Consider the following 25,503-nt stretch of genomic DNA (forward strand, 5'->3'; position numbering starts at 1 on the left):
CCGTGATCTAGCCTGTCCTGGAGTTACCATGACCGCCACTTCGTATCCGCATCTGCTGGCCCCGCTCGACCTGGGTTTCACCACGCTGCGCAACCGTACCCTGATGGGTTCGATGCATACCGGCCTGGAGGAAAAGCCCGGCGGTTTCGAGCGCATGGCGGCCTATTTCGCCGAGCGTGCCCGCGGCGGTGTCGGCCTCATGGTGACCGGTGGCATCGGCCCGAACGACGAAGGCGGGGTGTACTCCGGTGCCGCCAAACTGACCACCCGCGAGGAAGCCGAGCAGCACCGTATCGTGACCCACGCGGTGCATGAGGCGGGCGGCAAGATCTGCATGCAGATCCTTCACGCCGGGCGTTATGCCTACAGCCCGAAACAGGTGGCCCCGAGCGCGATCCAGGCACCGATCAACCCGTTCAAGCCCAGGGAACTGGATGAGGAGGGGATCGAGAAACAGATCGCCGATTTCGTCACCTGCTCGACCCTGGCCCAGTACGCCGAGTACGACGGCGTGGAAATCATGGGTTCGGAAGGCTACTTCATCAACCAGTTCCTCGTCGCCCACACCAACCAGCGTACCGATCGCTGGGGCGGCAGCTACGAGAACCGCATGCGCCTGCCGGTGGAGATCGTGCGTCGGGTACGTGAAGCGGTCGGCCCGAACTTCATCATCATCTTCCGCCTGTCGATGCTCGACCTGGTGGAAGGCGGCAGTACCTGGGAAGAAGTGGTGCGGTTGGCCAAGGCCATCGAGCAGGCCGGTGCGACCATCATCAATACCGGGATCGGCTGGCACGAAGCACGGATCCCGACCATTGCCACCAAGGTGCCGCGTGCGGCCTTCAGCAAGGTCACGGCCAAGCTGCGCGGTGCGGTCTCGATCCCGCTGATCACCACCAACCGTATCAACACCCCGGAAGTCGCCGAGCAGATCCTTGCCGAAGGTGACGCCGACATGGTGTCCATGGCACGGCCGTTCCTGGCCGATCCGGACTTCGTCAACAAGGCCGCCGAAGGCCGCGCGGATGAAATCAACACTTGCATCGGTTGCAACCAGGCCTGCCTGGACCACACCTTCGGCGGCAAGCTGACCTCCTGCCTGGTCAACCCGCGGGCCTGCCACGAGACCGAGCTCAACTACCTGCCGGTCAAGCATGTCAAGAAGATTGCCGTGGTCGGCGCGGGCCCGGCGGGCCTGGCGGCAGCGACCGTGGCGGCCGAGCGCGGGCATCAGGTGACGCTGTTCGATTCGGCCAGCGAGATCGGCGGCCAGTTCAATGTGGCCAAGCGGGTACCGGGCAAGGAAGAGTTCCTTGAAACCTTGCGCTACTTCAAGCGAAAGTTGCAGACCAGCCATGTCGAGCTGTGCCTCGATACCCGCGTGGATGTCGCGCAACTGGTGGCCGGCGGTTATGACGAGATCATCCTGGCTACGGGTATCGCGCCGCGGCTGCCGGCGATTCCCGGGGTCGAGCATGCCAAGGTACTGAGCTACCTGGACGTGCTGCTTGAGCGCAAGCCGGTTGGCGCGAAGGTCGCGGTGATCGGTGCCGGCGGCATCGGTTTCGACGTTTCCGAGTTCCTCGTGCACCAGGGCGTGCCCACCAGCCAGGATCGAGAGGCGTTCTGGCGCGAGTGGGGTATCGATACCCGGCTCGAGGCGCGCGGCGGCGTGGCGGGGATCAAGCCCGAGCCCCATGCCCCGGCACGCCAGGTGTTTCTGTTGCAACGCAAGGCCTCCAAGGTCGGCGACGGCCTGGGCAAGACCACCGGCTGGATTCACCGTACCGGCTTGAAGAACAAGCGCGTGCAGATGCTCAACAGTGTCGAATACCTGAAGATCGACGACGAGGGCCTGCATATCCGCATCGGCGAGGGCGAGCCGCAGTTGTTGCCGGTGGATAACGTGATCATCTGCGCCGGCCAGGATCCGTTGCGCGAACTGCAGGACGGCCTGGTGGCTGCCGGGCAGAACGTGCACCTGATCGGTGGCGCGGATGTCGCGGCGGAACTGGATGCCAAGCGGGCCATCAACCAGGGCTCGCGATTGGCCGCCGAGCTGTAAGCGTTTGATGCCCGGCGGTGTGTCTTTCCAGGCGCACCGCGTTATCGTTCTTCGCGGGCAAGCCCGCTCCCACAGGGACTTCGGCCAACCACAATACCCGGAGCCCCTCGAACATTGCAGGAGTCGGGCAAGCCCCACAGGGACTTCGGCCAACCACAATACCCGGAGCCCCTCGAACATTGTAGGAGTCGGGCTTGCCCGCGAAGAGGCCCTTCAGGTCACAGAAACCCTCCATGGTTGGTAGACTGCTGGTTCCTCTCCGATGGACTTCCACACCGATGCTGGCCCCGCTCGACTGGCGTCCCCACGCCGCCCTTGAATTGCTCCAGCTCGACTGGCTGGCCCGAGCCGGTGTCGAAGTGGCAGTTCTTCGCCTCGACCGGATCGACCCGCTGATCTCCGGCAATAAGTGGTTCAAGCTCACCGAGTACCTCGCCGCCGCCGGGCAAGCCGGTGCCGAAGGCCTGATCAGCCTGGGCGGCGCTCACTCCAACCATCTTCACGCCCTGGCCGCGGCCGGCAAGCGGTTCGGTTTCCCTACCGTCGGCCTGCTGCGCGGCCATCCCGTTGATACCCCGACCGTCAGCGATCTGCATACCTTCGGCATGGAATTGCACTGGCTCGGCTACGAGGATTATCGCCAGCGCCATGCGCCGGGTTTCTGGGAACCCTGGCAGGCACGTTATCCGAGGTTTTACCCGGTGCCCGAGGGCGGTGGTGGACTGGCGGGCGCGCGGGGCTGTGCGGCCTTGTCCGATAGGGTGGGCGAACAACTCGCGGCTATCGGCTGGACGGATTTTCATGGCTGGTGGCTGGCTGTGGGCACCGGCACCACCGCTGCCGGACTGGTGCTGGTCGAAGCCGGCCGGCGACCGGTGTATGCCGCCCTGGCGGTGCCGAACGATCATGGCGTGGCGCCGTTGATCGCAAGGATTCTCGCGCAAGCGGGGACCATGAACCGCGGGTATGAGTTGATCGACGCTTGCCGTGGTGGTTTTGCCAGGGTCGATCCGGCACTGCTGGCATTTATCGCCGAAAGCGAACGGCAAAGCGCTGTGCCACTGGAGCCGCTGTACACCGGCAAGGCCCTGTTGGCACTTCAGGAACAGGTGCAGGCCGGACGCTTCGCACCGGGCACGCGATTGGTCTTCGTGCATACCGGCGGCTTGCAGGGCCGCCGAGGGTTTACCGGTTGAGTTTGGGCATGATCCGCGCCAGGGTGTTATCCCGCACGAAGTAGTGATGATAAAGCCCGGCAATGGCATGCAGTCCGATCAGCCAGTAGCCGGTGGTGCCGGCCAGTTCGTGCCAGGCCTTTATTTCCTTGGCCAGAGGCTTGTTCTCGGCGATCAGCAGCGGCAGGTCGATCCCGTAGAACATCACCGAATGCCCTATGCCGCTGACCACCAGCCAGCCGAGCAGCGGCGTCCCGATCATGAACAGGTACAAGGCCCCGTGCATCAGTGTCGACAGCAGCCTCTGCCAGCCGGGCGGCGTCGGCACGATCTTCGGTGCCACGCCGATGGCCCGGGCCAGCAGCCGGAGCCAGACCAGTACGAATACGGTCAGCCCGAGCATGTAGTGGGATTCCACGATCAGGGTGCGACCGCCGCTACCCTTGGGAAACTGGCCACGAAACTCGATGCAGCAATAGACGAGGATCAATAACACCAGCATCAGCCAGTGCAAGGCGATCGACATGCTGCTGTAGCGGCTGTCGGTGTTCTTCCAGGGCATGGGCCGTTCCTCACTCATCAGGGCGTGAAGCTCCGTTCTTGAGCGACGGAGTCGTTCCTACACTCTAATACGCTTTTGAACCCTTTGCCTGAGATGGGTCAGTCGACAGGCGTTCACTTCTCATATACGAGTGGTTGCTAATACATATGGATTTTCGTATATTCGATATTCCATATGTTAAGGCGCTTTACCATGTCTCATGCGATCTCTCCCGTGGAACTCTTCAAATGCCTGGCCGACGACACTCGCAGCCGCATTGCCCTGTTGGTGCTGCGCGAGGGCGAGTTGTGCGTCTGTGAACTGACGGCCGCCCTCGAACTGAGCCAGCCGAAAATTTCCCGTCACCTGGCGCAACTGCGCAGTTGCGGGCTGCTGGCTGACCGGCGCCAGGGGCAGTGGGTGTTTTATCGCCTGCATCCGGAATTATTGCCCTGGGTCGGCACTCTGTTGCAGGGCACCCTCGTGGCCAATGAAGCCTGGCTGACGGCGGATATCCAACGTCTGCAAGGCATGCCCGACCGCCCGGCACGTTGCTGCTGATGACTTTCCGAGACCGCCACGCCGAGTTGAAAGGGTATTGCCCATGCTGATTGCCGTACTGATTTTCCTGCTGACCATCACCCTGGTGATCTGGCAACCCAAGGGCCTGGGGGTTGGCTGGAGCGCCGTGCTGGGTGCTGTGCTGGCCTTGCTGAGTGGCGTGGTCCAGCTCAGCGATATCCCGCTGGTGTGGCACATTATCTGGAATGCCACCGGGACCTTTATCGCGCTGATCATCATCAGCCTGTTGCTCGACGAGGCCGGGTTCTTTGCCTGGGCCGCGCTGCATGTGGCGCGCTGGGGGCAGGGCAGCGGGCGCAAGCTGTTCGCCGCCTTCGTACTGCTGGGGGCACTGGTTTCGGCGTTGTTCGCCAATGATGGCGCGGCGCTGATCCTGACACCGATCGTCATCGCCATGCTGCTGGCCCTGCGTTTTTCCAAGGCGGCGACCCTGGCCTTTGTCATGGCCGCCGGTTTTATCGCCGATACCGCGAGCCTGCCGCTGGTGGTCTCGAACCTGGTGAACATCGTCTCGGCGGACTATTTCGGCATCGGCTTCAACGCCTATGCAGCGGTCATGGTGCCGGTGAACCTGGTTAGCGTGGCGGCGACCCTGGGCATCCTGATGTGGTTTTTCCGGCGTGACATTCCCACGCGATACGACCCCGGGCAATTGGATGAGCCGGCCAGCGCGATCCACGACAAGGCGACCTTTATCGCCGGCTGGTGGGTGCTGGGTATTCTCCTGGTCGGCTGTTTCGCCCTTGAGCCGCTGGGCATTCCCATCAGCGCCATTTCGGCGGTCTGTGCCGCGCTGCTGCTGGGGATCGCGACCCGTGGCCATCGCATCTCCACGCGCAAGGTGCTGCGTGAAGCGCCCTGGCAGATCGTGATTTTTTCCCTGGGCATGTACCTGGTGGTCTATGGCCTGCGCAACGCCGGGCTGACGACCTGGCTGGCCAACTGGCTGGACTGGTTCGCCGGCTATGGCATCTGGGGCGCGGCCATGGGCACCGGGCTGTTGACGGCGTTTCTGTCGTCGATCATGAACAACCTGCCGACGGTACTGATCGGTGCCTTGTCCATCGATGCCAGCCACGCCAGCGGGGTGATCAAGGACGCGATGATCTACGCCAACGTCATCGGCAGCGACCTGGGGCCGAAGATCACGCCGATCGGCAGCCTGGCGACTCTGCTCTGGCTGCATGTGCTGGAGCGCAAGGATATCCGCATCGGCTGGGGCTATTACTTCAAGGTCGGGATCGTCCTGACCCTGCCGGTGTTGCTGGTGACCCTGGCGGCGCTGGCGCTGCGTCTGTCTTTCATTTGATCGTTCCCATGTGGTGGGAGCTGGCTTGCCAGCGATGAGGCCTTCAAGACTGGCCCGGTACGTTCGGCCAGAGATTGGCCACCAGGAACAGCCGTTCGGCTTCTTCCCAGTCGCCTTCGGTGTTTTTGCCCAGGCGTACCAGCAGTTGCGCCGGGGCCAGGGGATCGAGCTGGCCCAGCCAGTCATCCAGGCGTTCCTCGGTCCAGGCCTGATCCTCGGTGTAGTGCGCCGGGGCCAGCCAGGCATGACGGGGCAGGGGTTGCCAGCGTCCGGGTGGACTCTGGGTGCGAAAGTCGGCCCAGTCGCGCTGATGCAGCCAGCGCCCGTGCAGATGTTGCGGGTGCGCGCCGCGCGGCGGGCGCGAGGTGCCGGGCCAGGGATAGAGCAGGTAGCCACCGAGCCACAGTTGTGCGCTGAAGGCCTCGATACCCAGCGCCGCCAGCGCTTCGCGGCTTTCCGGGCGGGCGGAAATCGGCAACTGATGCTGGCTCAGGTGAGCCAGCTTGCGGTCCAGCCGATCATGGCAACCGGGACCGAGCCAGCGCGCGGCGTCTTCGCCCAGGCCTTGCTGCGGCCCCAGATAGAGCTTGATCGCCAGTTCCAGATGGTGCACGCCGTCACGGTCGCGCAGCAGCATGTCGAGTTCACCCAGGGTATGGCCTGCGCGGCGGATCGGCAGGTTGGCGCCGATCAGTTCGATGCCCGGTGCCTGCTGCACCGCGAACTGCCAGAGCCGTTCGTAATACAGCCCGAGCCGACGCGTGGCACCCAGGGCCAGCCAGTGCTGCAGGGCACTGCTGTCGCGGTCCAGTTGCCGTAGCCAGTGTTCCAGTTGTTGCGGTGCCTCGACCCAGTCGCTGCCGGCCAGCGGATGGCGCTGCGGCCAGGGCGTATCGAGGAGCATCGGCGGCGCGAGAATGACCCAGGCCAGGTCGCGCACTTCGGGGTGGCGCAACTGTCGGGGAAGGTTGAGCAAGCCGGGGAACAGGATCATTCTGCGAGCATAGCCGTTTGGCTCGCGGCTGAAAGGATTTTGTCTCGGGCCGGCTTTCGCCCATAATCGTTCTTTTGCCTGCAGCAGAACCTTTTTCAGGAGCCCCATGGAGCAATTTCGCAATATCGGCATCATTGGCCGCCTGGGCAGTTCGCAGGTGCTGGACACCGTTCGCCGCCTCAAGCGCTTTCTGCTCGAACGGCACATGCACGTGATCCTCGAAGACACCATCGCCGAAGTCCTGCCGGGCCATGGCCTGCAAACCTCGTCACGCAAGATGCTCGGCGAAGTCTGCGACATGGTCATCGTCGTCGGCGGTGACGGCAGCCTGTTGGGCGCCGCCCGTGCGCTGGCGCGGCACAATGTGCCGGTGCTGGGGATCAACCGTGGCAACCTGGGCTTTCTCACCGATATCCGTCCTGACGACCTGGAAGTCGAAGTGGCCAAGGTCCTCGACGGTCACTACCTGGTGGAGAACCGCTTCCTGCTGCAAGCCGAAGTGCGCCGCCACGCGGAAGCCATCGGCCAGGGCGACGCGCTGAATGACGTGGTACTGCACCCCGGCAAGTCGACGCGGATGATCGAGTTCGAGCTGTATATCGACGGCCAGTTCGTCTGCAGCCAGAAGGCCGACGGCCTGATCGTCGCCACGCCCACCGGTTCCACCGCCTATGCGCTGTCCGCCGGCGGTCCGATCATGCATCCCAAGCTCGATGCCATTGTGATTGTGCCGATGTACCCCCATACCTTGTCCAGCCGCCCCATTGTGGTGGATGGCAACAGCGAGCTGAAAATCGTGGTGTCCAAGGACATGCAGATCTACCCACAAGTCTCCTGCGACGGGCAGAACCATTTCACCTGCGCGCCGGGCGATACGGTGACCATCAGCAAGAAATCGCAGAAACTGCGGCTGATTCACCCGCTGGATCACAACTACTACGAAGTCTGCCGGACCAAGCTCGGCTGGGGCAGCCGGTTGGGTGGTGGAGGCGACTGATGCTCGATCCCGCGCGTGGCTACGATCTGATCGGTGATGTGCACGGTTGCGCTCATACCCTCGAACATCTGCTGGACATGCTCGGCTATCACAAGCTGGGCGGTGTCTGGCGCCACCCGTCGCGCATGGCGGTGTTCCTCGGCGATATCATCGACCGTGGCCCGCGCATCCGCGAGGCGCTGCATATCGTCCACGACATGGTCGAGGCCGGGCAGGCGCTGTGCATCATGGGCAACCATGAATTCAATGCCCTGGGCTGGACCACGGCCGCGCCGCCGGGCAGCGGCAAGCAGTTCGTGCGTGAGCACACGCCGCGCCATGCGCGCCTGCTGCAGGAAACCCTGACCCAGTTCGACCAGCATCCGGGCGACTGGCATGATTTCCTGCAATGGTTCTACGAACTGCCGCTGTTCCTCGATGCCGGGCGTTTCCGCGTGGTGCATGCCTGTTGGGATGCCGGCCTGATCGAGCCGTTGCGTGCGCAGTATCCGCACGGGCGTATCGACGAACATTTCCTCCAGGCCTCGGCGGTGCACGGCAGTTTTGCCAGCACCGTGTTCAATCGCCTGCTGCGCGGCACCGACATGCGCCTGCCGGACGGCTTGACCCTGACCGGTGGCGACGGCCTGACCCGGGCCTTCTTCCGCACCAAATTCTGGGAAGACGACCCGCAGACCTACGGCGATATCGTGTTCCAGCCCGACGCCCTGCCCGAACTGGTGGCGAGCAAGCCGTTGTCTTCCACCGAAAAGAACGCCTTGCTGCGCTATGGATTGGATGAGCCGATGCTGTTTGTCGGTCACTACTGGCGCAGCGGTAAACCGGCGCCGATTCGTCCCAACCTGGCCTGCCTGGATTACAGCGCGGTGCTCTACGGCAAGCTGGCGGCCTACCGGCTGGACCAGGAGAGCCGTCTCGACCCGAACAAATTCGTCTGGGTCGACGTTGAACGCCCCGAGGTCCTGAAATGAGTGCCACCGCTGTTCTGCGCCTGCCGCTGACCGCTGACCTGAGTGGTTTCGTCCAGTTGCTGCAACGCCTGCAGGTCCCCCATCGGGTCAGTGAGGAGGGCGACGAGCAGGTGCTGTGGGTGCCGGAGTCGATCGGTGCCGATGTGCTGTCGCTGTACCAGCGGTTCCCCGAGGGTGATCCGCAGAATCAACTGGAAGTGCCGCCCAGGGCCCTGGCGATGAAGCGCCCGAGCTTTTTCCAGCAAGTGCGCCAGAGCCCGGTGACGGCGTTGGTCCTGCTGCTGAGCGTGGTGGTTGCCGCGCTCACCTTGCTCGGCGACAACCTGGAGACGCTGCACTGGTTCACCTTCCTCGACTTCCAGGTGCGCGGCGACTATATCCAGTTCACGCCCCTGGCCGACGGCCTGGCGGCGGGGCAGTGGTGGCGGCTGGTGACACCGATGCTGATCCACTTCGGTTTCCTGCATATCGCCATGAACGGCATGTGGTACTGGGAACTGGGCAAGCGCATCGAGCTGCGCCAGGGCGGTATCAACCTGCTGGGGCTGACGCTGCTGTTCAGCCTGGTGTCGAACTTCACGCAATATTACGTCAGCGGCCCGACCCTGTTCGGCGGCCTGTCCGGCGTGCTCTACGGCCTGCTCGGCCACTGCTGGATCTACCAGGTGCTGTCGCCGAACCCGATCTACCGCCTGCCGCGTGGCGTGCTGGCGATGATGCTGATCTGGTTGCTGGTGTGCCTCTCAGGGCTGATCTCGCTGATCGGTTTCGGCGAAATCGCCAACGGCGCCCATGTCGGCGGACTGCTCATCGGATGTTTCACCGGTTTGTTGGGCGGGCTGTGGTCCCGACGTAAACTGGCTGCCTGATTCGAATGTCTTGAAAAAACTGGAGACTTTAATGTCCTCTTTCATCGAAATGATTGAAAACATCACCCCCGATATCTACGAAAGCCTGAAACTGGCGGTGGAGATCGGCAAGTGGTCCGATGGCCGCAAGTTGAGCGCCGAACAGCGCGAGCTGTCGTTGCAGGCGATGATCGCCTGGGAAACCCAGAACCTGCCCGAAGAACTGCGCACCGGCTACATGGGCCCGCAGGAGTGCGCCTCGAAGTCGGCACCGGTGCCGAATATCCTGTTCAAGTCGGATGCCATCCATTGATCGAGATTGGCCGTGGTGCAGTCAGCAAGATGTCGGTCCGCCTGGACGAACCGACCGCGCAATACACGTTTCGCCTGGGTGACAGCGAGGTGCCGGTCAATCCGTTGATCGGCCACAAGCTGCGCCTGGAATTTCTCGGTGCCATCCATTGCAGCCACTGCGGGCGCAAGACCAAGACCAGCTTCAGCCAGGGCTACTGCTACCCGTGCATGACCAAGCTGGCACAGTGCGACACCTGCATCATGAGTCCGGAGCGTTGCCATTACGACGCCGGGACCTGCCGTGATCCGGCCTGGGGCGAACAATTCTGCATGACCGACCATGTGGTCTACCTGGCCAACTCGTCGGGGATCAAGGTCGGCATCACCCGTGCCACTCAACTGCCGACCCGCTGGCTCGATCAGGGCGCCAGCCAGGCTCTTCCGATCGTACGCGTTGCGACCCGCCAGCAGTCCGGTTTCGTCGAAGACCTGTTCCGCAGCCAGGTGGCCGACAAGACCAATTGGCGCGCCCTGCTCAAGGGCGATGCGCCTGCGGTGGACCTCAAGCAGGTCCGCGAGCAGTTGTTCGAGTCCTGCGCCGAAGGCCTGCTAGCCTTGCAGGAGCGTTTCGGCTTGCAGGCGATCCAGCCGGTCCGGGATATCGAGCCGCTGGAAATCCGTTACCCGATCGAGTCCTACCCGACCAAGATCGTCAGCTTCAATCTGGACAAGAACCCGATTGCCGAAGGCACGCTGATGGGGATCAAGGGCCAATACCTGATCTTCGACACCGGCGTGATCAATATCCGTAAATACACGGCCTACCAGCTCGCCGTGCATCAGTAAAAGGACGCACCCATGCGCACCGAACAACCGAAGATGATCTATCTGAAGGACTATCAGGCCCCCGAGTACCTGATCGACGAGACGCACCTGACCTTCGAGTTGTTCGAGGATCACACCCTGGTCCATGCGCAACTGCTGATGCGCCGTAATCCTGTACGTGCCCAAGAGAACGGCACCGTTCTGCCGCCGCTGGTGCTCGACGGCCAGCAGCTGGAGTTGTTGGCGGTCAGCCTGTCGGACCGCGAACTGGCCGCCGCCGACTATCAGTTGAGCGAGAGTCACCTGACCCTGCAGCCCACCAGCGCCAGCTTCACCGTCGACACCAGGGTGCGCATCCACCCGGAAAGCAACACCGCCCTGGAAGGCCTGTACAAGTCCAGCGGCATGTTCTGCACCCAGTGCGAGGCCGAAGGCTTCCGCAAGATCACCTACTACCTCGACCGCCCGGACGTGATGAGCAAGTTCACCACCACGGTGATCGCCGAGCAGCATCGCTACCCGGTGCTACTGTCCAACGGCAACCCGGTCGGCAACGGCCCGCAGGAAGACGGCCGACACTGGGCGACCTGGGAAGACCCGTTCATGAAGCCGGCCTACCTGTTCGCCCTGGTGGCCGGTGACCTGTGGTGCGTCGAAGACAGTTTCACCACCATGACCGGGCGCGGCGTGGCGTTGCGTATCTATGTCGAACCGGAAAACATCGACAAGTGCCAGCACGCCATGAACAGCCTGAAGAAGTCCATGCGCTGGGACGAAGAAACCTATGGTCGCGAGTACGACCTGGACATCTTCATGATCGTCGCCGTCAACGACTTCAACATGGGCGCGATGGAGAACAAGGGCCTCAACATCTTCAACTCCAGCGCCGTGCTGGCCCGCGCCGAAACCGCCACCGATGCCGCGCACCAGCGGGTCGAGGCCATCGTCGCCCACGAATACTTCCACAACTGGTCGGGCAACCGCGTGACCTGTCGCGACTGGTTCCAGCTCTCGCTCAAGGAAGGCTTCACCGTGTTTCGCGACGCCGGGTTCTCCTCGGACATGAACTCGCGCACCGTCAAGCGTATCCAGGACGTGGCCTACCTGCGTACCCACCAGTTCGCCGAAGATGCCGGTCCCATGGCCCACGCGGTGCGTCCGGACAGCTTTATCGAGATCTCCAACTTCTACACCCTGACCGTCTACGAGAAGGGCTCGGAAGTGGTTGGCATGATCCACACCCTGCTCGGAGCCGAAGGTTTCCGCAAAGGCAGCGACCTGTATTTCGAGCGCCATGACGGCCAGGCCGTGACCTGCGACGACTTCGTCAAGGCCATGGAAGACGCCAACGGCATCGACCTGACCCAGTTCAAGCGCTGGTACAGCCAGGCCGGCACCCCGCGGCTGGCGGTCAGCGAAAGCTATGATGCGGCCGCGCGGACCTACAGCCTGACCTTCCGCCAGAGCTGCCCGCAGACCCCGGACAAGCAGGAAAAACAGCCGTTCGTGATCCCGGTGGAGATCGGTCTGCTGGATGCCCAGGGCGCTGAAATCGCCCTGCAACTGGCAGGCGAAGCAGCCCCCGGCGCGACCAGCCGCGTGCTGTCGGTGACCGAAGCCGAGCAGACCTTCACTTTTGTCGGCATCGCCGCCAAGCCGTTGCCGTCGCTGCTGCGCGGCTTCTCCGCACCGGTGAAGCTGAGCTTCCCGTACGACCGCGACCAGTTGATGTTCCTGATGCAGCACGACACCGACGGCTTCAACCGTTGGGACGCCGGCCAGCAATTGTCGGTGCAGGTGCTGCAGGAACTGATCGGCCAACACCAGAAGGGCCAGGCCCTGGTGCTTGACCAGCGTCTGGTCGAAGCCTTGCGCAGCGTGCTGGGCAACGACCGGCTGGACCAGGCCATGGTTGCCGAAATGCTCTCGTTGCCGAGCGAGGCGTACCTCACCGAAATCAGCGAAGTGGCGGATGTCGATGCCATTCACGGTGCCCGCGAGTTCGCCCGCAAGCAACTGGCCGAGCAGTTGTTCGACGGCCTGTGGCAGCGTTACCAGACCAATCGCGAGCTATCGAAGAAGACCGCCTATATCGCCGAGAACGAGCATTTCGCCCGCCGTGCGCTGCAGAACATCGCCTTGTCCTACCTGATGCTCAGCGGCAAGCCGCAAGTCCTGGCCGCGACCCTGGAGCAATTCGAGAGCGCCGACAACATGACCGAGCGCCTGACCGCGCTGGCCGTGCTGGTGAACTCGCCGTTCGACGCGGAAAAGGCCCTGGCCCTGGCGAGCTTCGCCGAGCACTTCAAGGACAACCCGCTGGTCATGGACCAGTGGTTCAGTGTCCAGGCCGGCAGTGTCCTGCCCGGTGGCCTGGCGCGGGTCAAGGCGTTGATGGAGCACCCTGCGTTCACCCTGAAGAACCCGAACAAGGTGCGCGCGCTGATCGGTGCGTTTGCCGGACAGAATCTGATCAACTTCCATGCGGCGGATGGCTCCGGCTATCGTTTCCTGGCGGATCTGGTGATCCAGCTCAATGCCCTCAACCCGCAGATCGCCTCGCGCCAACTGGCGCCGCTGACCCGCTGGCGCAAGTACGACAAGGCCCGCCAGGCGCTGATGAAGGCCGAGCTGGAGCATATTCGGAGTTCGGGCGAGCTGTCTGCGGACGTCTACGAGGTCGTCAGCAAAAGCCTGGCCTGATCGGCAGACGCCTGTCCCTGTAGGAGCCGGCTTGCCGGCGATGGCGTCCGCGAGATCGCTAAAAGCTTCGCGGCGATGCGGCGTCCCGACAAGCCCACTCCTACACAAGCCAGCTCCTACAAGGGATCGTATTCAGCCGGCAAGGTCAGCGTTGTTTTGCAGTTCCCCAGCAAAGGCCACACTCGTGGCCTTTGTTCATCATCCCTCCTGATGCCCCATCATTCATGCCACCCCCCGATACCCCCGGGTTAACAAAAGATAACGTGGCGTCGATTGTCAGACGATTCCAAAGCCCGATAGGATAGCTCCAGCTTTAGAAGGGGCTCTAGATTGCCGGTTTCAGACGAACCGACAACAAGGAAAACGCCCTCGAAGGCGCCCTGAAAGGTTGGATGACCGAGGGGCTGCACGAAAACTCGCCGAGCGGCGATCAGGCAAGGCAAACGACCAGCGGGAGTAACAGCCGCAGGCTGGCCCGAAGGGTGAGCGCCAGCGAATAAAAACAGGCGAGGAAGCGGAGTGTAGGGACCTACATGAGCATTCCGAGCCTGTTTTTAACGCAGCATGATCGTCGCGCAGGCAGTTTTGTGCAGATTACAACAATAATAATGGGGGAAAGGTCTATGACGGGTTCTTGCCGTCCGCCGGTATGGCGTCGTGTGGTGTTGCTGACCTCGGTATTGTCACTGTCCGGACTGGCGGCGCTGTCCGCACCGGTCTTCGCCGCCGAGGCAGGCGCCGGCGACAGCGTCTATTCCATCGAATCATCCAAATCCGTGAAGGGCCTCCTGCTCGACGTGGTCCATGCCGGTGCCCGCCTGGTCGCCGTGGGGGATCGCGGGCACATCCTCTATTCCGATGACCAGGGCAACTCCTGGACCCAGGCCAAGGTGCCGACCCGGCAGATGCTCACGGCGGTCTATTTCGTCGACGACAAGCACGGCTGGGCCGTCGGCCATGACGCGCAGATCCTCGCCAGCAGCGATGGCGGCGTCACCTGGAGCAAACAGTTCGAAGACCTCAAGCGCGAAGCGCCCCTGCTGGATGTCTGGTTCAAGGACGTCAGCACCGGCTTCGCCGTGGGTGCCTACGGTGCCTTGCTGGAAACCACCGACGGTGGTCAGCACTGGGAGGATGTCAGTGACCGCCTCGACAACGAGGACCAGTACCATCTCAACGCCATTGCCGCGGTCAAGGATTCCGGACTGTTCGTGGTGGGCGAGCAGGGCAGCATGTTCCGCTCGGCCGACTGGGGCCAGACCTGGGAGCGCCTCGACGGTCCCTACCAGGGCTCGCTGTTCGGCGTGATCGGCACCGCCCAGCCGGCAACCCTCCTGGCCTACGGCCTGCGCGGCAACCTCTACCGCTCCACTGACTTCGGTTCGAGCTGGGAGCAGGTCGAGCTGAAGGCCGCCCGTGGCGCGCTGGAGTTCGGCCTGTCCGGCGGCTCGTTGCAGGCCGACGGCTCGCTGGTGATCGTCGGCAACGGCGGCAGCGTGATTCGCAGCACCGATGACGGCGTGACATTCAGCGTCTTCAATCGTCCCGACCGCATTTCCTTGGCGGCGGTCACCGCAACCGGTAACGGCAACCTGATCCTGGTCGGCCAGGGGGGCGCTCACGTCACCTCGGCAACGGGCGGTGAGCAGGCCAAGTGAACCGGGCAAATAACAAGAAGGCGGGGAGTTTCACATGAGTAGTCATCATCAGGACAAGGCGACGTTTCTCGAGCGCCTGATTTTCAACAACCGCCCGGCAGTGATCGTGATCTGTCTGCTGGTCAGCGCTTTCCTGTTCTGGCAGGCGACACTGATCCGTCCTTCCACCAGCTTCGAGAAAATGATTCCGCTCAAGCATCCTTTCATTGAAAAGATGATGGAGCACCGCAACGACCTCGCCAACCTCGGCAACACCGTGCGCATTTCGGTGGAAGCCAAGGATGGCGATATCTTCACCAAGGACTACATGGAGACCTTGCGGCAGGTCAACGACGAGGTGTTCTACATCTCCGGCGTCGACCGCTCGGGCCTCAAGTCACTGTGGAGTCCCAGCGTGCGCTGGACCGAAGTGACGGAGGAAGGCTTCGCCGGTGGTGAAGTGATCCCGCAGAGTTACAACGGTTCGGCCGACAGTCTCGAACAACTGCGCAACAACGTGCTCAAGTCCGGGCAGGTCGGACGCCTGGTGGCCAACGACTTCAAATCGAGCATCGTCGATATCCCACTGCTGGAGTCCTACCCGGACCCGCAGGACCAGGGCAAGTTGCTGGCCCTCGACTACCAGAAGTTCTCCCACCAGTTGGAAGAGAAGATCCGCGACAAGTTCGAAGCGCAGAACCCCAATGTGAAGATCCATATCGTCGGTTTCGCCAAGAAGGTCGGCGACCTGATCGACGGGTTGATCATGGTGGTGCTGTTCTTCGGCGTGGCCTTTGTCATCACCCTGGTACTGCTGTACTGGTTCACCTGGTGTATCCGCAGCACCATCGCCGTGTTGATCACCACGCTGGTGGCGGTGGTCTGGCAACTCGGGCTGATGCATGCCGCCGGTTTCGGCCTGGACCCGTATTCGATGCTGGTGCCGTTCCTGATCTTCGCCATCGGTATTTCCCACGGTGTGCAGAAAATCAACGGTATCGCCTTGCAGTCCAGTGACGCCGACAACGCCCTGACAGCGGCGCGGCGGACCTTCCGGCAACTGTTCCTGCCGGGGATGATCGCGATCCTGGCCGACGCCGTGGGCTTCATCACCTTGTTGATCATCGATATCGGCGTGATCCGCGAGCTGGCCATCGGCGCTTCCATCGGCGTGGCGGTGATCGTGTTCACCAACCTGATCCTGCTGCCGGTGGCGATCTCCTATGTCGGTATCAGCAAGAAGGCCGTCGAGCGCAGCAAGAAGGACGCGACCCGCGAACATTCGTTCTGGCGCCTGCTGTCGAACTTCGCGAGCCCGAAGGTCGCCCCGGTGTCCATCGTCCTGGCCCTGCTGGCCTTCGGCGGCGGCCTCTGGTACAGCCAGAACCTGAAGATCGGCGACCTCGACCAGGGCGCGCCGGAGCTGCGTCCCGACTCGCGCTACAACAAGGACAACAGCTTTATCATCAACAACTACTCCACCAGTTCCGATGTGCTGGTGGTCATGGTCAAGACCGCGGCCGAAGGCTGCTCGCGTTATGCGGCCATGGCGCCGATCGACGAACTGATGTGGAAGATGCAGAACACCGAGGGCGTGCAGTCGGCGATCTCCCTGGTGACCGTGTCCAAGCAGATGATCAAGGGCATGAACGAGGGCAACCTGAAATGGGAAACCCTGTCGCGCAACCCCGATGTGCTGAACAACTCCATCGCCCGGGCCGATGGCCTGTACAACAATAACTGCTCCCTGGCGCCGGTGCTGGTGTTCCTCAACGACCACAAGGCCGCGACCCTCGACCGCGCGGTGCATGCGGTGCAGGACTTCGCCAAGGAGAACAACAAGGACGGCCTGGAATTCCTCCTCGCCGCCGGTAACGCCGGGATCGAGGCCGCGACCAACGAAGTGATCAAGGAGTCGGAACTGACCATCCTGATCCTGGTGTATATCTGCGTCGCGACCATGTGCATGATCACCTTCCGTTCCTGGGCGGCGACCCTGTGCATCGTCCTGCCGCTGGTGCTGACCTCGGTGCTCGGCAACGCCCTGATGGCCTTCATGGGGATCGGCGTGAAAGTCGCGACCTTGCCGGTGGTGGCGCTCGGCGTGGGGATCGGCGTCGACTACGGGATCTATATCTACAGTCGCCTGGAAAGCTTCCTGCGCGCCGGGTTGCCATTGCAGGAAGCCTATTACCAGACCCTGAAATCCACCGGCAAGGCGGTGCTGTTCACCGGCCTGTGCCTGGCGATCGGCGTCTGCACCTGGATCTTCTCGGCCATCAAGTTCCAGGCCGACATGGGCCTGATGCTGACCTTCATGCTGCTGTGGAACATGTTCGGTGCCTTGTGGCTGCTGCCGGCCCTGGCGCGGTTCCTGATCAAACCCGAGAAACTGGCGGGCAAGGTGGGCGGGTCGTTGTTCTCCCACTGAGTGACCGGTCTTGTGGTGAGCGGGTTTGCCCGCTCGCCACAAGGAATGGCTTCGTCACGCAGCGATATCGCCTATCATTAGCCCTTTCCCAAATACGATAGAACGCTATGACCGTCGCCACCGACACCCTGCTTGATGCCCTCGCCACCTGTGACATGCTCGAAGTCGACGGTCTCCACGCCTTCGACTTCACCCTCGATGACAACCGCCTGCTGATCGAATGCATGGATGGCCGTGCCGAAAAGCGCTGGAGCTTTACCCGGGCCCAACTCAAGGCCGCGACCTTCGACGAGACCCGGCAAAGCTGGGCGGTGAGCGACGATTCCAGCGAGTATCGGCTGGTTTGCATGAGCGCCTTCAGCGCCAAGGAAGAAGAGGACGAAGAACATGATGATGCGTAAGTTCTGGCCGTTGCTGATGGCCGGCAGCGTCGGCGCCATGCCGGTCCTGTCGGCGGCGGCCGACACCGAGCAACTGCTGGTGGGTTCCTACACCCAGGGCAAGAGCGAAGGCATCTACCGCCTGCAGTTCGACAGCCGCACCGGCAAGCTCGACGCCAAGCCGTTGCAGGTGGTCAAGACCGAGAACCCGTCCTGGCTGACGTTGTCCGGCGACCAGCGCCGGCTGTACGTGGTCAATGAGAACGGCCCGGGCCAGAAGGACCCGGTCGGCCGCGTCAGCAGCTACTCCATCGATCCCAAGAGCCACCAGCTCAAGCTGATCAACCAGGTCCAGAGCCTGGGCAACGAACCGACCCATTCCAGCCTGAGCGGTGACCAGCGTTACCTGTTCGTCGCCAACTATTCGGTGCTGGAAGACCCGGGCGGCAGCCTCGCGGTGCTGCCGGTGGATGCCAAGGGCAAGCTGTCGCCGCCGGTCCAGCTCAGCAGCCACCCGGCCAGCCTGGTCAATCTGGAACGCCAGGCGTCGGCCCATGTGCATTCGGTGGTGTCGTCGCCGGACGGGCGTTTTGTCTTCGCCAACGACCTGGGGGCGGACAAGATTTTTGTCTACCACTATGACCCCAAGGCCAATCCGGAAATGCCGCTGACGCCGGCCGAGCCGGCCTTCGTCCAGCTACCGCCCGGCAGCGGACCGCGCCACCTGTTGTTCAGCGCCGATGGCAAGCACGCCTGGCTGAGCACGGAAATGAGCGCGCAGATCACCGTGTTCGATTACCAGGACGGCAAGCTGACCCAGAAACAGCGGGTCGAACTGGCGGACCAGCAACCGCTTTCGGACAAGGCCGCCGCGGCCCTGCATGCCTCGAAGGACGGCAAGTTCCTCTATGTCAGTAACCGCGGTACCGCCAACCAGTTACTGGTGTTCGCCATCGACCCGGCCAGCGGCAAGCTGAAGGAGCTGCAGCGGCGTTCGGTGGAAGGCGATCACCCACGGGAGTTCACCCTGGACCCGAGCGGCAAATTCCTCCTGGTAGCCAACCAGAAGAGCAACGAAATCGTGGTGATCGAGCGTGACGCCAGCACCGGGTTGCTCGGCAAGACCGTGCAGAACCTGCCGTTCGATGCCCCGAGCTATCTCGGTTTCCTGCTGCGACAATAGACCGCAGTCCCTGTGTTATCAGGGACTTGCACTTCTATTAATGACGCTGATATCCGCTACTGCTGCAATGAATTTCAACGAGGTCAGCCTCGGATGTACTTTTGACTCACGGCCTGAAAGGGCAAGCAAGCCAACTGACATTCGAGGATTTACCCATGAACTTCAATCTCTTCTCCATCATCGCCGCTTCCGCCATCTCGGCTACCGTTGCCCTGCCAGCCAGTGCCAACACCGAAGTCACCGACAAAAAAGCCCACACCCAGAGCTACACCCCGAAATACCTGCAACAGAGCGCCAACTTCTACGCCGCCCTGGATCACAAAGCTCAACACTGAGCGCTGAACCACACCGCAACGCCGGATCGAATGCACTCATTCGCTCGGATGGTTTGATAACTGTCCGGTCAAAAGAGTGAATTCGCTCCGGCGTTGCCGTGTACGTCATTGCGTTTGACACTTTCGGTAGGATTTCTATCGTCATGTCATATGGCCATGTGTTTAAATTTGACGCTGATTTATTGACTCCCCACCCATACAGGGATCAACACCATGGTTATGCGTCTGGCCGTCGTGCTGCTGTTTCTCTATTCCACGCCTATCCTGTCCGCCGCTATCTCTGAAACGGTCGAAAGCCTGCACGGACCTTCGCCGCTGCTATTGGAAGACTGATCGTCACGCGCGACGATTAATATTACTGATAGCGACTATTTAGATAGTTGGCTACTTATTCCAGCGGTTATGATCGACTCTACAGGCCTGCCATTCGCCTGTGGAGAAAACCATGGCCAGCACTCTTTTGACTTCCGCCAGACACGGCGCCTACATCGCTATCGGCTTGTACGTGGCGATGGTCCTGATCGTCAGCCTGTCGTCCCTGAGCCATGGCTCGGGCGAGACAGCGCTGCAGGTGGCGGCACCCGTCCTGCAATCCGAGCACAAGGCCCAGTCTGTCGGCGTGCTCCAGCACAACGCTGAATCGGGCGTGTAATGAGCGCTCCGCGTGGGAACGATCAGGCAACAGTCAACGGTTTGCCTAAGGCTTTGCCATCACCGCGTTGAACAGTTCCGAGGCGAGAAACCGTTCCAGCCAGGCGTGTAGATGCGGGTAGGGCGCTTGCGCAAACCACGCCGCGTCGACATGGGCGAACTGCCGGACGAAGGGGGCCAGGGCGATATCCGCCAGGCTCAGGTGAGCGGCTGCCAGGCAGCCATTCTGCTCCAGCAGGCCTTCCAGTTTCCCCAGGAACAACGCCCCTTCGGCCCGGTAGTGCTCCATGGAGAACTCCGGGTAACGCACCGCGTATTTGTAGCGGTCCAGGCTCAGCTTGAATCCCCGGTCATTCTCGTCGATCAGCGCCGCAGTGGCTTCGGCCGCCGCCGGATCGCGGCTGAGCAACCAGTCCTCGGGATCATGCTGCGCCAGGGCCCAGTGCATGATCTCCAGGCTTTCCTCGATCACCCGGCCGTCAGCGCAGGCCAGCACCGGCACGGTGCCCTTGCTCGACAGCGCGAGCATCGCGGCCGGCTTGGCCTTGAGGCTGACTTCCTCGATGGTCACCGCCACCCCCGAGTAGCGCAGCGTCATGCGGGCGCGCATGGCGTAGGGGCAGCGGCGGAAGGAGTAGAGGAGTGCCGGCTTCATTTCACCTCCAGGGTGCTCAACCCGTTGCCCTGGCGCCGTACCTGGATCTGTACCGGGATCCGTTCGTGCATTTCCTGCACGTGGGAAATCACCGCGACCTTGCGTCCCTGGGCCTGCAGGCCGTCGAGGGCATCCATCGCCAGTTGCAGGGATTCCGGATCGAGGCTGCCAAAGCCTTCATCGATAAACAGCGATTCGATCTTCAGCGTGCTCGACGCCATGGACGCCAGCCCCAGCGCCAGCGCCAGCGATACCAGGAAGGTCTCGCCGCCGGACAACGAATGCACCGAGCGCAGTTCGTCGCCCATTTCGGTGTCCATCACCAGCAACCCGAGCATGCTGCCACCGCGCTTGAGGCGATAACGACGGACCAGTTGCCGCAACTGGGCGTTGGCGTGATGGACCAGCAGATCGAGGTTGTAGGCCTGGGCCAGCTTGCGGAAGCGATCACCGGTGGCCGAGCCGATCAGCGCATCCAGGCGCGCCCAGCGCTGATACTCGGCATAGGCGTCGGCGATCTGCCGGCCCAGGGCCTGGTTGGCGTTCTGTCGGCGCTGGTCATCGGCCTGTTCGGCCCGAAGTTCGGCGCAGTGTTGTTCCGTCACGCTGAACTGCGCCTGCAACTCGGCGAGGGCCGTGACCAGTTGCTCGGCGTCGAGGTTGCCGTTGTGTTGTGACTGGTGTTCGAGCAGACGCTGGTCACGTTCCTGCAAGACGACCTTGGCCTGTTCGATGGCTTTTTCATTGTGCTGCAAGTGTCGGCGCAGTTCGCCGACCTGGCCGTCATCGAGGCCGAGCAGGCCTTCCAGGCCACCATCGTCCAGCTCGGGATGGCGGGAGCGCCAGTCGGCAATCTTGCCGGCCAACTCACGGGCCTCATGCTCCAGTGCCTCCAGGCGCTCTTGCTGTGCCTTGAGTTCGGCGGCGATTTGCACAAGCTGCGTACGCACCTCCTGCAACGCCCGGGCGGTACTGGTTTCGGCCAGGCGGGTCCGCTCCACGGCCTGTTCCAGTTGCTGCTGCCAATGCTCGGCGCTGCTGTGTTCGCCAAGCAGTTGGCCGAGCTGTTGCTGGCTGGCCTGCTGTTGCTCGGCCAGTTTATTGAATTGCTGTCGGGCGCTTTCCAATTGCCGGGTGCGGGTCTGCTGGCGGTCCTGTTCTTTCTCCAGGGTCTGCTGGCGCTGTTGCTGCTCGGCGAGCTCGTCGCGTTGCTGCTCAAGCTGTTGCAGGCGTTCGGCGATCTGCCGGTCGAGCTGGATAAAGGTCGCCGCCGGTTCGTTGCGCAGGGCTTCGAGAGTCGGCGCTGGCAGCAGTGAACTGAAGGCTTGCAACTCTTCGTCCAGGCGCTGGCGGTCGCTGCTCAGTTCCCGCTGCTGGTTGGCCAACTGCTGGGCCGCCTGCTGATACGCGGTTTCAGTCTGGCGCAGTTGCTGGGTCAGGCGCACGGCATCCTGTTGCAGGGTGAGCAGGGCGTTCTGGCGCTGTTCGTCCTGGGTCAGGCTCTGGTTCAACTGGCTGGCCTGCCGGCTGAGCCAGGCATCGCGCTTGTCGGCTTCCAGGTCCAGCAGTTGCGTTGCCAGCGGATGGGCTTCGAGGCTCGGTGCCAGGGCCTGCTGCTGGGTCGCCAGTTGCTCCTGCTGCTGCAGCAGTTCCTTTTGCCGGGCGATCACTGCACCGACTTCGGTGCGCAACTCGGTGAGTTTTTCCTTGAGCCGGTCCACTGCCGCCTGGGCATTGGCCTGCTCGCTTTCATCATGACGACCGAGGCTCTGCAACAACGCCTCGGGCTGATGATAAGGATGTTCATGGCTGCCGCAGACCGGGCATGGCTGGTCATCCTGCAACTGCGCGCGCAGTTCTTCGACACTGGCACTGCGCGCCAGGCGTTGGCGCTCCAGCAGTTCGCGGGTGACATTGAAAGTCTGCTCGGCCACCATCAGCTCGGCCTTGGCCTTGACCCCGTCCTGGGTCAGCCGCTCGCGCTCCTGCTGGGCCTGGAGCTGGCGTTGTTGCAGCTCGACGGCGCGTTTATCCAGTTCCTGCTGGCCGGCCCAGAGCCGTGTCAGGTCTTCGACAGCGCGCAGTTGCTTGCGATTGTCCTGTAGCAGGCCGCCCAGGATACCGATCTGTTCGGCCACGGCGTCCGGTTCGGCACCGGCTTCCTGGTACAGCACTTCCAGCTGTTGCTTTTGCTCGCCCAGGGCTTGTGTCGCCTGCTGGGCCGTGTGTTCGAGGTTCGCCAGTTCCGCCTGGCCCTGGTTGAGCCGGTTGCCGAGCAGCATCAACTGTTGCAGGCGATCGCGGTAGGCGTTCCAGGCGTCGCTCAATGGTGCCAGATGAGCGCTTTGCTCAAGTTCGCCAACGATACGTTGCAGGCGTCCGGCAACTTGTTGTTGCTGGTCGAGCAGGGCCTGAATCGTCTTCTGACCCTCTATGCAGGTCTGCTCTGCTGTGTCTTGTGCTTGCGCACCCAGCAGGGCTTCTCTCGCCAGGTGTGTGAGGTTGTTCTGCTCTGCAAAGGCCTGGCGTAGCAAGGGCGCGCTGGCGTTCTGCTGCTGTTGCGCAGTGTTCAAGGCCGATTGCGCCGTCGAGAGATTCTGCTCCAGTTGCCCCTGACGCTCATTCAGTTCGCCGTGTTGTTGGGTATGACGGGCAATCTGCGCCGCCAGGGGCGTCAGCAAGCCATCGACTTCAACCTTGCGGGCGAATTGATGCCGTTGCGGGGCGAGCTGTTCCAGGCGCGTCAGTTTCAGGCGCTCAGCGGCCAGGCCTTGCCACTGCTGCTGGACGCTGTCCAGTTGCTCGGCGGCGGCCAGTTGCGTGTCCTGCAACTGGCGCAGTTCCTTGAGCCAGGCATGTTGCTGCTCCAACTGGCGCAACTGCGCTTTCTGCAGGTCCAGCTGTTGCTGCGCGGCGTTGAAGCGCTCGTCGAGTTCGGCACGGGCTTCGGGGGCCAAGGGCGTGACGCCGCTGGCCTGGTCCTGCAACTGCTTGTGGGCCTCGCGGGCTTCCTTGGTCTTGTCGAAGGCGCGGCGGCCGAGGCGGGTGTACAACGCGGTGTCGGTGAGTTTCTCCAGCAGTTCGCTGCGCTCGTTGTCGTCGGCCTTGAGGAAGGCGCTGAACTCGCTCTGGGCCAGCAGCACGGCGCGGGTGAACTGCTCGAAATTCAGCCCGAGGCAGGCTTCGAGCCGGGCCTTGTATTCGCCTTTCTGGCTGGCCAGCAACTGGTCGCTGTCGAGGTCGCGCAGGCTCTGGCGGCTGGCCTGCAACTTGCCATCGGCCTTGTCCCGGGCCCGGTTGGCTTCCCAGCGGGCGCGATAGCGGCGACCGTCGATACCGACAAAATCCACTTCGGCAAAACCGGCACCGGTGCCACGGCGCAACAGGGTGCGCGGATCGCCGGTACCGATCTCGCCGTCGGCGTCGGGCACCTTGGCATCCCGTGAGGCATTGTTCAGGCGCGGCACGGCGCCGAACAGCGCCAGGCACAGGGCGTCGAGCAGGGTGCTCTTGCCGGCGCCGGTCGGCCCGGTAATGGCAAACAGGCCGGCACTGGCCAGCGGTTCGGCGGTGAAGTCCAGCTCGAACGGACCAGCCAGGGAGGCGAGGTTCTTCAGGCGAATGGCGAGGATCTTCATGGCTGTTCGCCCTCCAGCTGGACTTCCTGCAAGAGCACGGCAAAGTCGTTGAGGGTCTGCTCGTCGACGGCATTGCCATAGCTGTCCTGCCAGGCACGACTGAACAGTTCCTGGGGGCTGAGCTGGTCGAGGTCGATCAACCGCTCCTTGTCATCCTCGCCGTCGCGCCCGCTGCCGCCGGCGTATTCGGCGGCGATGCGCACCAGGCGCACGGCCTTGCCTTGCAGGGCGGTTTCCACCTGCTGGCGCAGATCCGGCTGCGGCTCGTCGAGGCGCACCCGTATTTCCAGCCAGGGCTGGCGTTGCAGGTCCGCCAGCAGATCGACGTTCGGCAACTCGGCGAGCTTTTCCAGCATCTCGGCGAACGGCAGTGGGCCGAGGCGTTGCAGGTTCACGGCGCGGGGAATCAACCGCGGTTCGACGCTGGCCAGGGTTTCGCCGTCGAGGACGATATCGAGGATCTGGTGTTGATAGCCGATTTCCGAAAACGACAGCGGGATCGGCGAGCCGCAGTAACGAATGCGCTCTTCGCCGTTGACCTTCTGCGGCTTGTGCAGGTGGCCGAGTGCGACATAGCTGACACTGGCATCGAACAGGCTGGCGGGCAGGGCTTCGGCGGTGCCGATGATCAGGCTGCGCTCGGAATCTTCCGAGACCGAACCGCCGGCCATGTGCGCGTGACTGATGGCGACCAGAGCCTGGCCCGGCTGGCGTTTGGCATTGGCCGACGCGATCAGCCAGCGGTGCACCTGGCCGATACCGCGCAGGTAGTCGTCGCCCAGTTGCGTGCCGGTGACTTCGGCCGGGCGCAGGAAGGGCAACGCCAGGCACCAGGCGGCGATGGCGCCGCTGGCATCGGGCAGCGGGATCAGCAGGCGTTCGCTGTCGAGCCGGCCGTCATCGAGCCACAGCACCCGGCCCAGGGCGTGGGTGCGCAGGCGCCGCATCAGCGGTGCGGGCAGCTCGATCCGCGAACCGGAATCGTGGTTGCCGGCGATCATCACGATGGTCAGCAGCGGCTGCTGTTCGTGGGCGCTGACGATGAAGTCGTAGAGGCGTTCCTGGGCTTTGACCGGCGGGTTGACGGTGTCGAAGATATCACCGGCGATCAGCAGCACATCCGGTTGCTGGCTGGCGAGCTGGGCGAGCAGCCAGGTCAGGAAGCAGGCGTGTTCGAAATCCCGCTCCTGGCCATGAAGATTCTGGCCCAGGTGCCAGTCGGAGGTATGAAACAGGCGCAAGGCAAACTCCGCGAATACGGTGGCGACCGCTCAAGACAAGGTGGCGGC

Annotated in this window: 21 protein-coding genes; 16 read left to right on the forward strand and 5 right to left on the reverse strand. The window is 62.9% G+C overall.

The features are described 5' to 3' along the window. Positions 1-28: 28 nt before the first annotated feature. On the forward strand, positions 29-2,065 hold the full coding sequence (locus HX851_RS12485; protein ID WP_177065539.1) for an NADPH-dependent 2,4-dienoyl-CoA reductase: 2,037 nt from the start codon (positions 29-31) through the stop codon (positions 2,063-2,065). 278 nt (positions 2,066-2,343) lie between these two features. Then, entirely contained in the window at positions 2,344-3,261 is a 918-nt protein-coding gene (locus HX851_RS12490) for a 1-aminocyclopropane-1-carboxylate deaminase/D-cysteine desulfhydrase (RefSeq protein WP_177065541.1), read from the forward strand. Here the strand turns inward: HX851_RS12490 and HX851_RS12495 are convergent. Next, positions 3,251-3,802, reverse strand: a complete 552-nt coding sequence (locus HX851_RS12495) for a cytochrome b (protein WP_177065543.1) — start codon at positions 3,800-3,802, stop codon at positions 3,251-3,253. The genes HX851_RS12490 and HX851_RS12495 overlap by 11 nt on opposite strands. 192 nt (positions 3,803-3,994) lie before the next feature. Between HX851_RS12495 and HX851_RS12500 the strand changes: the two genes are divergently transcribed. Both HX851_RS12500 and HX851_RS12505 read left to right on the forward strand, forming a co-directional pair. Next, on the forward strand, positions 3,995-4,342 hold the full coding sequence (locus tag HX851_RS12500) for an ArsR/SmtB family transcription factor (protein WP_177062441.1): 348 nt from the start codon (positions 3,995-3,997) through the stop codon (positions 4,340-4,342). 43 nt (positions 4,343-4,385) lie between these two features. Next, positions 4,386-5,672 carry an arsenic transporter gene (locus HX851_RS12505; RefSeq protein WP_177062443.1) on the forward strand — a complete coding sequence of 429 codons (1,287 nt, stop codon included), beginning with the start codon at positions 4,386-4,388 and terminating at the stop codon, positions 5,670-5,672. Between the two features lie 43 nt (positions 5,673-5,715). On the opposite strand, the gene HX851_RS12510 is transcribed toward HX851_RS12505, so the two are convergent. Next, the gene (locus HX851_RS12510) at positions 5,716-6,666 is read right to left on the reverse strand and encodes a DUF1853 family protein (protein ID WP_177065545.1); all 951 of its coding nucleotides are present in this window, start codon (positions 6,664-6,666) and stop codon (positions 5,716-5,718) included. A 106-nt stretch (positions 6,667-6,772) separates the two neighbouring features. Here HX851_RS12510 and HX851_RS12515 point away from each other — a divergent pair, with 106 nt between their 5' ends. From HX851_RS12515 to HX851_RS12570, 12 genes are all read left to right on the forward strand, one after another. Beyond that, positions 6,773-7,663, forward strand: coding sequence for an NAD(+) kinase (locus tag HX851_RS12515; RefSeq protein WP_177062447.1), 891 nt, complete (start codon positions 6,773-6,775; stop codon positions 7,661-7,663). After that, entirely contained in the window at positions 7,660-8,634 is a 975-nt protein-coding gene (locus tag HX851_RS12520) for a metallophosphoesterase (protein ID WP_370590402.1), read from the forward strand. Before HX851_RS12515 ends, HX851_RS12520 begins: the two co-directional genes overlap by 4 nt. Beyond that, on the forward strand, positions 8,631-9,503 hold the full coding sequence (locus HX851_RS12525; RefSeq protein WP_177062451.1) for a rhomboid family intramembrane serine protease: 873 nt from the start codon (positions 8,631-8,633) through the stop codon (positions 9,501-9,503). The genes HX851_RS12520 and HX851_RS12525 overlap by 4 nt, the downstream gene beginning before the upstream one ends. A 31-nt stretch (positions 9,504-9,534) precedes the next feature. Continuing rightward, positions 9,535-9,795: a YeaC family protein gene (locus HX851_RS12530; protein ID WP_177062452.1), complete on the forward strand. Its 261-nt coding sequence runs from the start codon at positions 9,535-9,537 to the stop codon at positions 9,793-9,795. Next, positions 9,792-10,622, forward strand: a complete 831-nt coding sequence (locus HX851_RS12535; protein WP_177062453.1) for a DUF2797 domain-containing protein — start codon at positions 9,792-9,794, stop codon at positions 10,620-10,622. The genes HX851_RS12530 and HX851_RS12535 overlap by 4 nt, the downstream gene beginning before the upstream one ends. A 12-nt stretch (positions 10,623-10,634) precedes the next feature. Next, positions 10,635-13,304 carry an aminopeptidase N gene (gene pepN / locus HX851_RS12540; protein ID WP_177065547.1) on the forward strand — a complete coding sequence of 890 codons (2,670 nt, stop codon included), beginning with the start codon at positions 10,635-10,637 and terminating at the stop codon, positions 13,302-13,304. Between the two features lie 623 nt (positions 13,305-13,927). Then, a complete protein-coding gene (locus HX851_RS12545; protein ID WP_370590399.1) occupies positions 13,928-14,962 on the forward strand; it encodes a YCF48-related protein in 1,035 nt (344 codons plus the stop codon). Between the two features lie 34 nt (positions 14,963-14,996). Further along, positions 14,997-17,372 (forward strand): efflux RND transporter permease subunit, encoded by a 2,376-nt coding sequence (locus tag HX851_RS12550; protein WP_177062456.1) that lies wholly within the window; start codon positions 14,997-14,999, stop codon positions 17,370-17,372. A 107-nt stretch (positions 17,373-17,479) separates the two neighbouring features. Beyond that, on the forward strand, positions 17,480-17,773 hold the full coding sequence (locus HX851_RS12555) for a DUF5629 family protein (protein ID WP_177062457.1): 294 nt from the start codon (positions 17,480-17,482) through the stop codon (positions 17,771-17,773). Then, positions 17,760-18,935: a lactonase family protein gene (locus HX851_RS12560; protein WP_177065549.1), complete on the forward strand. Its 1,176-nt coding sequence runs from the start codon at positions 17,760-17,762 to the stop codon at positions 18,933-18,935. Before HX851_RS12555 ends, HX851_RS12560 begins: the two co-directional genes overlap by 14 nt. Before the next feature lie 155 nt (positions 18,936-19,090). Beyond that, on the forward strand, positions 19,091-19,270 hold the full coding sequence (locus HX851_RS12565) for a hypothetical protein (RefSeq protein WP_177062460.1): 180 nt from the start codon (positions 19,091-19,093) through the stop codon (positions 19,268-19,270). A 445-nt stretch (positions 19,271-19,715) separates the two neighbouring features. Further along, on the forward strand, positions 19,716-19,922 hold the full coding sequence (locus HX851_RS12570; RefSeq protein ID WP_177062461.1) for a hypothetical protein: 207 nt from the start codon (positions 19,716-19,718) through the stop codon (positions 19,920-19,922). Between the two features lie 45 nt (positions 19,923-19,967). Here HX851_RS12570 and HX851_RS12575 read toward each other — a convergent pair whose 3' ends face one another. The 3 genes from HX851_RS12575 to HX851_RS12585 are packed head-to-tail and all read right to left on the reverse strand — an operon-like array spanning position 19,968 to position 25,455. Continuing rightward, on the reverse strand, positions 19,968-20,576 hold the full coding sequence (locus HX851_RS12575; protein ID WP_177065551.1) for a glutathione S-transferase: 609 nt from the start codon (positions 20,574-20,576) through the stop codon (positions 19,968-19,970). Beyond that, positions 20,573-24,214 (reverse strand): AAA family ATPase, encoded by a 3,642-nt coding sequence (locus tag HX851_RS12580; protein WP_177065553.1) that lies wholly within the window; start codon positions 24,212-24,214, stop codon positions 20,573-20,575. The genes HX851_RS12575 and HX851_RS12580 overlap by 4 nt, the downstream gene beginning before the upstream one ends. After that, positions 24,211-25,455: an exonuclease SbcCD subunit D C-terminal domain-containing protein gene (locus tag HX851_RS12585; RefSeq protein WP_177065554.1), complete on the reverse strand. Its 1,245-nt coding sequence runs from the start codon at positions 25,453-25,455 to the stop codon at positions 24,211-24,213. The genes HX851_RS12580 and HX851_RS12585 overlap by 4 nt, the downstream gene beginning before the upstream one ends. Positions 25,456-25,503: the final 48 nt, after the last annotated feature.

This window comes from Pseudomonas gingeri (assembly GCF_013385635.1).
Classification (GTDB): domain Bacteria; phylum Pseudomonadota; class Gammaproteobacteria; order Pseudomonadales; family Pseudomonadaceae; genus Aquipseudomonas; species Aquipseudomonas gingeri_A.